General features: G+C 70.6%; 7 protein-coding genes. 4 read left to right on the forward strand and 3 right to left on the reverse strand.

Annotated features, from left to right (window positions below):
- From F3J18_RS34405 to pelG, 3 genes are all read left to right on the forward strand, one after another.
- A partial coding sequence (locus tag F3J18_RS34405; RefSeq protein ID WP_166916554.1) for a sugar ABC transporter permease occupies positions 1 to 1,121 on the forward strand: 1,121 nt, incomplete at its 5' end.
- An 8-nt stretch (positions 1,122 to 1,129) separates the two neighbouring features.
- The gene (gene pelF, locus F3J18_RS34410; protein WP_166916556.1) at positions 1,130 to 2,704 is read left to right on the forward strand and encodes a GT4 family glycosyltransferase PelF; all 1,575 of its coding nucleotides are present in this window, start codon (positions 1,130 to 1,132) and stop codon (positions 2,702 to 2,704) included.
- A 15-nt stretch (positions 2,705 to 2,719) separates the two neighbouring features.
- Positions 2,720 to 4,090, forward strand: a complete 1,371-nt coding sequence (pelG, locus tag F3J18_RS34415) for an exopolysaccharide Pel transporter PelG (RefSeq protein WP_166916559.1) — start codon at positions 2,720 to 2,722, stop codon at positions 4,088 to 4,090.
- A 64-nt stretch (positions 4,091 to 4,154) separates the two neighbouring features.
- On the opposite strand, the gene F3J18_RS34420 is transcribed toward pelG, so the two are convergent.
- From F3J18_RS34420 to F3J18_RS34430, 3 genes are all read right to left on the reverse strand, one after another.
- Entirely contained in the window at positions 4,155 to 5,201 is a 1,047-nt protein-coding gene (locus F3J18_RS34420; RefSeq protein ID WP_166916561.1) for a hypothetical protein, read from the reverse strand.
- 72 nt (positions 5,202 to 5,273) lie between these two features.
- Positions 5,274 to 5,540, reverse strand: coding sequence for a RebB family R body protein (locus tag F3J18_RS34425; RefSeq protein WP_025101238.1), 267 nt, complete (start codon positions 5,538 to 5,540; stop codon positions 5,274 to 5,276).
- Between the two features lie 134 nt (positions 5,541 to 5,674).
- Positions 5,675 to 6,697 carry a sensor domain-containing diguanylate cyclase gene (locus F3J18_RS34430; protein WP_345791232.1) on the reverse strand — a complete coding sequence of 341 codons (1,023 nt, stop codon included), beginning with the start codon at positions 6,695 to 6,697 and terminating at the stop codon, positions 5,675 to 5,677.
- Positions 6,698 to 7,158: 461 nt separating this feature from the next.
- Between F3J18_RS34430 and F3J18_RS34435 the strand changes: the two genes are divergently transcribed.
- Positions 7,159 to 7,405, forward strand: a 247-nt coding sequence (locus tag F3J18_RS34435) for a hypothetical protein (protein ID WP_205195682.1), incomplete at its 3' end; no start/stop codon positions are given.

Here is a 7,405-nt window from a genome sequence, read left to right on the forward strand (position 1 = left end):
CGGCCGGCGACGCGCTCGGCGCGCTGCTGGCCGCGCTGACGCTGGCGCTCGGCATCGCGCTGCAGGTGCTGGCCTGCCTGCTGACGCTGCGCAGCCTGCCCGATCCGTCCGCGCAATGGTTGAGCGGCCTGCCGGTCGATGCCGGCGCCGCGGCCGCGGCGGCCGAGGCCAATACGCGGGTGTTCGCGCTGTGCCTGCTGGTGCAGCTGCTGGCCGCGCTGTTCGCCGCCACCGGCAGCGCGCGGCTGTTGCCGCGCCGGCTCAGGCCCGTTACCTGGCGCGGCCTGCTGCTGCTCGGCTTTCTCGACTTCGCGGTGCCCCTGGGCGGCATCCTCTGCACGCTCGGCGCCTTCCTGCTGTCGCGCGTGCTGCCGGCCAACCGCGCGAGCCTGGCCGTCAACACGGTGGAGGAGCCCGAATTCGCCGAGTACCTGATCGGCTCGGTGTCCTACGGCCGCGGCGCGCGGCTCAAGGCCGAGCTGCGCAATGCCGAGGCCAGCGTCGATTTCCGCATGACGGCGCTGCTTGCGATGCAGTCGCTGCCGGTGCGCACCGTCTCGCCGATCCTGCAGGAGATGCTGGCCGACCCGCTCGACGACATCCGCCTGCTGGCCTACGGCAGCCTGGAGAGCAAGGAGAAGGCCCTGACCCAGCGCATCACGGCCGAGCGCGCCGTGCTCGACGCGCCCGGCGGCGCGGCGCGCTCCGGCGTCGAGCGGGCCCGCTCGAACAAGGTGCTGGCCGAGTTGTACGGCGAGCTGATCTACCAGCAACTGGTGACGGGCGACGTCTACGACAACGCGATCTCGCAGGCCGAGCGCTACGCCGAGGCGGCGCTCGCGCTGATCCCCGAGGATGCCGCGCTGTGGCGCTTGCGCGGCCGGCTGGCGCTGCTGCGCCGCGAGCTCGACGCGGCCGACGCGATGCTGCAGCGCGCGATCGACTGCGGCTTCCCGCGCGACCGGTTGCTGCCCTACCTGGCCGAGGCCGCCTACTGGCGCCGCGATTTCCCGCGCGTGCGCAGCCTGCTGGGTGCGATGGACCGGCATGCCGTCACGCCGACCCTGCAGGCCGCCCTCGATTTCTGGCAACCGGCCGCCGCCGGCGCCCCCCGCGTATGAGTTCCACCATGACCACACCGGCCACGCCCGCGCTGCCGCGCGCCACCTCCGCCGACGTGCTGCTGCTGCTCGAGGGCACCTTTCCCTACGTGAGCGGCGGCGTGTCGAGCTGGGTCAACCAGATGATCCGCGCCTTCCCGGAGCACAGCTTCGCGCTGTGCTTCCTCGGCAGCCGCCCGCAGGACTACGTCAAGCAGCAGTACGCGCTGCCCGACAACGTGGTGCATCTGGAAACCCACTATCTCTACGATTTCGCGCCGCCGCCGCTGGTGAAGAAGATGGGCGGCGACGCCGAGGCCTTCGCGCGCTCGGCGAAGCTGCACGAGACCATGCGCAACCCGGCGATGCGCGAGGTGGGCGCGCAACTGCTCAAGTCGATGCTCACGGACCTGAAGCCGGGCGGCGCGCTCGGCGAGGACGCCTTCCTGTATTCGAAGCAGGCCTGGGATTTCCTCACCGACCAATACCGCAAGCACTGCACCGATCCGTCCTTCGTCGACTACTTCTGGACCGTGCGCATCATGCACAAGCCGCTCTGGCAGCTCGCGCGCGTAGCCGAGGGGCTGCCGGCGGCCAAGGTGCTGCATACCGTGTCGACCGGCTACGCGGGTTTCCTCGGCGCGCTTGCGCATTACCGCAGCGGGCGGCCGCTGCTGGTTTCCGAGCACGGCATCTACACCAAGGAACGCAAGATCGACCTGTTCCAGAGCGAGTGGATCCGCGACAACCGCAGCATCTTCGAGCGCGACGTCTCGCAGGTCGGCTATTTCCGCGATCTCTGGGTGCGCTTCTTCCAGGCCCTGGGCCGCGCCTGCTACGACGCGGCCAGCGACATCATCGCGCTCTACGAGGGCAACCGGCAGCGCCAGATCCTCGACGGCGCGCCGGCCGCGCGCACCGGCACGATCCCGAACGGCGTGAACCTGGCGCGTCTCGCGCCGCTGCGTGCGCAACGCGCCGCGGCGGTGCCCAAGACGCTGTGCCTGATCGGCCGGGTGGTGCCGATCAAGGACATCAAGACCTTCATCCGCGCCATGCTGACCGTGCTGCGCCGCATGCCCGAGGCCGAGGCCTGGATCGCCGGCCCCGAGGACGAGGATCTCGCCTACGCGCAGGAATGCCGCGCGCTGGTGGACAGCCTCGGGCTCGCGGACAAGGTGAAGTTCCTCGGCTTCCAGAAGATCGACGAACTGCTGCCCAAGTGCGGGCTGCTGGTGCTCAGCTCGATCTCGGAGGCGCTGCCGCTGGTGGTGCTGGAGGGCTTCGCGGCCGGCGTGCCCTCGGTGACCACCGACGTGGGCTCCTGCCGGCAGTTGATCGAAGGCCTGCCCGGCGAGGACGCGGCGCTCGGCGCGGCCGGGCGGGTGGTGCAGATCGCCGACCCGCGCGCGCTGGCCGAGGCCGCCATCGAGCTGTTCCAGGACGACAACTGGCACGCCGCGCAGCGCGCCGGGGTGGCGCGCGTGGAGCGCTACTACACGCAGGAGCAGATGATCGGCGCCTATCGCACGCTGTACCGGCGCCTGGCGGATGCGCCGGCGCAGCCGGCCGCGGACGGGCCGCCGGCCTGCGCGGCGCACTGAGGAGGGCGGCGAACCATGGCCGGAATCGGATTCGAGCTGCGCAAGATGCTCCGTCGCAACACGCTGACGGGGCTGATGCAGGCCTATACCTACGCGGGGCTGATCGGCGCCGGGCCCTGGGTGCTGTCGATCGTCGGGATCCTGCTGATCGGCGTGCTGAGCGTGCCCTTCGTCAAGCCGAACGGCGCGGTCACGCAGTTCCAGGTGTCGGTCACCTACCTGATCGCGGTCTCGCTGGTGCTGACCGGGCCGCTGCAGCTCTGGTACACGCGCTTCACCTCGGACCGCCTGTTCGAGAAGCGGCGCGAGCTGGTGCTGCCGAACTTCCACGCGGTGATGCTGGTGGTGACGGCCGCCTCGGCCCTGATCGGCGCGCTGCTGGCGCTGTTCGCGTTCGGCGGCCAGACCGCCGGCTACCGGCTGCTGATGCTGGCCGGCTTCGTGGTGATGAGCAATATCTGGATCGCCACCATCTTCCTGTCGGGCATGAAGCGCTACGTGGCGATCATCGTGGTGTTCTTCGTCGGCTACGCGGCCACCGCGCTGGCCGCGCTGGCGCTCAAGGGCTTCGGGCTGACGGGCCTGCTGGCCGGCTTCGTGGCGGGCCAGGCGGTGCTGCTGTGCGGCCTGCTCGGGCTGATCTACCGCGATTTCGACAGCGACCGCTTCATCTCCTTCGAGATCTTCGAGAAGCGCTACCGCTATCCCTCGCTGATGCTGATCGGTTTCCTCTACAACCTCGGCATCTGGATCGACAAGTTCATGTTCTGGTACTCGGCGGGCACCGGCCAGCCGGTGATCGGGCCGCTGCGCGCCTCGATCATCTACGACATCCCGGTGTTCCTCGCCTACCTGGCGATCATCCCGGGCATGGCGGTGTTCCTGCTGCGCATCGAGACCGACTTCGTCGAGTACTACGACGCGTTCTACGACGCGGTGCGCGAGGGCGCCTCGCTGCAGCACATCGAGCGCATGCAGCGCGCCATGGTGGAGGCGCTGCGCGAGGGCGTGTGGGAGATCCTGAAGATCCAGGGGATGGCCGCGCTGATCCTGTTCGCGGCCGCGCCGACCCTGCTGCGCTGGCTGGGGATTCCGGCGCTCTACCTGCCGCTGCTCTATATCGACGTGATCGCCGCCAGCATGCAGGTGGTGTTCATGGGCATCATCAACGTGTTCTTCTACCTCGACAAGCGCCGCATCGTGCTGTGGCTGGTGGGTGCCTTCGTGGTGCTGAACGTGGTGCTGACCGCGCTGACGCTGGCCTCGAATCCCGCCGCCTACGGCTATGGCTTCGCGCTCGCGCTGTTCGTGGTGATGCTGGCGAGTCTCTACTGGCTCGATCGCAAGCTCGACACGCTCGAATACGAGACCTTCATGCTGCAGTGAGCGCTGCCGTCAGCGCTTCGTGCGGGCGGGCCCGGCCTGCGCCCGGGACGCCCGCCTCGGTGCCTCAGCCGACGGCGCCCGGGTGGAACGCGGACAGCGACACCACGCCGTCCGGCGCCAGTTGCAGCACCGCCTGCCGCGCGCCGTGCTCGATGCGGAACGAGCAGGTCGCGCCGTCCTGGCCCATCACGCCGCGCTCGACCGGGTTCGCCGCCAGCAGCTCGCCGGCCGCCGCCAGGTAGCGCTCCACCAGGTGCCGCGCCTCGTGGGCGGCCTGGTCGCGGTAGCCGCCATGGCGGACCATCTGCTGCGCGCCGCGTGAAAGGCGCGCGAAACCGAGCATCCGCCCTTGCCGCAGCCAGGCCTGCACCGCGGCGGCCACCGCCGACGGGCCGACCAGCCCGCCGACCTGCGGGCAGTCGAGCGCGCCGAACAGCAGCGGCAGCAGCGCCTGCACCGCCGAGCGCGCCGCGTCCCGGCGCTGCGCCGCATTGGTGGCGGCGTGGTTGCCGAGACCGTCGACGCGGTCGAGGTAGAGCCGGAAGTAATCGCAGAATTCCTGGGGCGTGCGCGCCATCTCGATGCCGAAGGCCGCCGCCTCGCGCTGCAGGTATTCGGCATGGCCCGCCAGCTCCGGCAGTTGCCCGAGCGCGGCCAGCGCCAGGCTGCCGTCGAGGTCGAGGGCCTGGAACAGCGGCGCGGTTTCCACCCCCAGCTGGGCCAGCCAGCCGGTGCCGGTGGCGAGTTCCTCGCGCGGCAGCAGGTGATGCGCATCGAGCACCGCGCGCGAGCGCGACACGGCGAAGTCCGAGTCGTCGCCGGCCTCGACGATCGCCAGCGCGCGCAGGTCGGCCAGGCTCAGCGTCAGCAGCTTGACCGGGCTGACCAGCAGTTGCAGCGTCGGCAGCAAGGTCAGCGGCGAGGCGTGCAGGCCGCGTTGCACGCCGTCCAGCAGATGCGTCTCGTCGGGGAACTCGTAGCGGGCGCTGGGCGAGGCGACGGCCCAGGCGAGCCACTCGATGCCGCCGTCGACGAAGGCGAGCGCGATCCGCGAGGGTTCCGACAAGCTGCCGAGGCCTTGCTGCAGCCGGCCTGAAACGATGACGGTCATGGGTGACTCCTGCTGGATGGAAGCGCGGGCGGCGAGCCGGGCGGGGCCTCGGCCTCGCCGGCGCCGCGCCGGTCATTGGAAGATACGCGTCGTGGCTTCGCCGGTAGCGGCGGTGTCGATCGAATACAGCGTGGCCACGCCCATCACGGTGGCGGCCTGGGCGGTGATGTTCTGTTGCTGCTGGGCCGTGGTGGCGTTGTGGGCGGCGTTGGCGAGCGCCTGCTCGGTCGCCGCGAAGAGATTGCCCATCGCGATGGCGGGGGCATCGCCGAGCACCCCGGTATCGGCCTGGGTGACGGCATCGGTGATCTGCTTGTCGACGGCGGTCGGGAATGCCATGTTCGCTGCTCCTCGGTGAGGCGGCGCGAGCCGGCGCGCGCCGCGCGCACATGGTGGCACGTCGGGCCGGGCCGCGCCAGCGTGTAAACCTGGGCCTGGGCTCGAGCTTCGCGCGCCGGGGCGGCTGCCGGCCTTCAGCGGCCGTCGCTGCCCTTGCGCTGGCGCTTGGTGGCGTACATGGCCTGGTCGGCGCGGTCGATCAGGCCCGTCATGTCGACCCCGTCGTCGGGCAGGATCGCGATGCCGACGCTCACGCCGAGATCGAGCTGGTGGCCCTCGAACTCGAAGGGCTCGGCCACCGTTTCGGTCATCCGCTCGCTCTGCCGCTCGGCATCCAGGCGGCCGCCGATGCCGGGCAGGATCACGCCGAACTCGTCGCCGCCGACGCGCGCCACCGTATCCGAGCGCCGCACCGAGCGGGCGATGCGCAGCGCCGCCTCGCGGATCGCGGCGTCGCCGGCGCGATGGCCGAAGCGGTCGTTGATCGGCTTGAGGCCGTCCAGGTCGAGGTTGAGGATGCCGAGCGCGCCTTCCGAGTGCTGCGCCACCTGCACCGCCTGGCGCAGGCGGTCGTAGAACAGCGCGCGGTTGGGCAGGCCGGTCAGTGCGTCGTGAGTGGCGCGCAGGTAGAGCTCGTTGGTCTCGTTGTGGGCGGCATGGAACATCGCCGCCGCGATCAGCTCCGACATCAGCTTCAGTACCTGGATGTCGGCCTCGTCGAAGGCGGCGACCTCGGGCGACATCACCTTCAGCACGCCCACCGTGGTGTCGAGGTGGCGCAGCGGGGTGACCAGCATCGAGCGCAGGCCGACGCGGCGGCAGGCGGCGCGGTCGACGCGATCGTCGGTTTCGGAATCGTCGCAGCGCATGATCTCGCCGGTCTGCACGCACAGGCCCGACAGGCTGCCGGCACGCTTCAGGCGCAGCCCGAGCAGGTCGGCGGCGATGCCGGCGGTGGCGCGGTAGACCATGTCGTCCTGCTCGGCGAGTTCGATCACCGCGCCCTGGGCGCCGGTCAGGCGTCGGCCGCGTTCGGCGACGAAGGCCATCACGCTGCCGAGATCGAGGCCGAGTTTCGCGATCTCGGTCTGGGCGTGAACGATTTCGAGCAGCGTTTCGGCCGAAGGGGAGGACGAGGGCGGAGGCTGGAGCGACACGGAGCTTTCCTGCGTGGGGATGCCTGGGCGCGGCGGCCGATCGGCGGGCGCGGCCGGCATCGGGTGGAACCGGAGCGATCGCGCGATGCTCGCCGGTGGACTGGCGCCGCGCTTGCGCGAAGCATAATGCAAATCGGGCCGCCGGTGAGCCCCCTGGCGTGAATGTATCGATGCAGCCCGGGCGGCATCGATGCGGGCGCCGGCCCGGCGTCTTTTCGTGACGATATCGGCCGGCGCGAAGCCTTGTGGAAAGGTGTTTTCGAAAGCCCGTTGAAGTGGCTTCGAAGGTTTGGGGCGCGGCCGCGTTTTCCTCATACGCGAAAGCGCCGCGGCGGTTCGCGTGGCGATGCCTGGGTTCGCGGATGTACGTTCCGCTGGATCGCTTCGTGAAATGCTGGACCGATTCATGCCGCGCGGCGGCATCTCGTGCAGCAGGTCCAGTCCACAGGAGCGGTGCGTCAATGGTCAGTCTCGTCAACGGTAACTTCAGCATGGGCCCGGGCCCGGTGATCCCTTCCGCCAGCGGGCCGCTGGGCGGCGCCGCGCAGCCCGGCGACGCCTCGGCGCTCGGCGGCGCCGATCCGCAGACGCTCGGCGCGGTGCTGGGCATGCTGATGCAGGCGCTGCAGCAACTGCAGGCCGCCATCGGCAAGGGGGACGACGGCGGCAGCGGCGAGGGCGCCCCGGGTGGCGCGCCCTCGATGCCGG

Source organism: Burkholderia sp. Ax-1720 (assembly GCF_011753035.1).
Classification (GTDB): Bacteria; Pseudomonadota; Gammaproteobacteria; order Burkholderiales; family Burkholderiaceae; genus Burkholderia; species Burkholderia gladioli.

Bases quoted from the DNA above. Each gene is read 5' to 3' on its own strand.
- pelF (WP_166916556.1), top strand. From the start codon at position 1,130: ATGACCACACCGGCCACGCCCGCGCTGCCGCGCGCCACCTCCGCCGAC.
- pelG (WP_166916559.1), top strand. From the start codon at position 2,720: ATGGCCGGAATCGGATTCGAGCTGCGCAAGATGCTCCGTCGCAACACG.
- F3J18_RS34420 (WP_166916561.1), bottom strand. From the start codon at position 5,201: ATGACCGTCATCGTTTCAGGCCGGCTGCAGCAAGGCCTCGGCAGCTTG.
- F3J18_RS34425 (WP_025101238.1), bottom strand. From the start codon at position 5,540: ATGGCATTCCCGACCGCCGTCGACAAGCAGATCACCGATGCCGTCACC.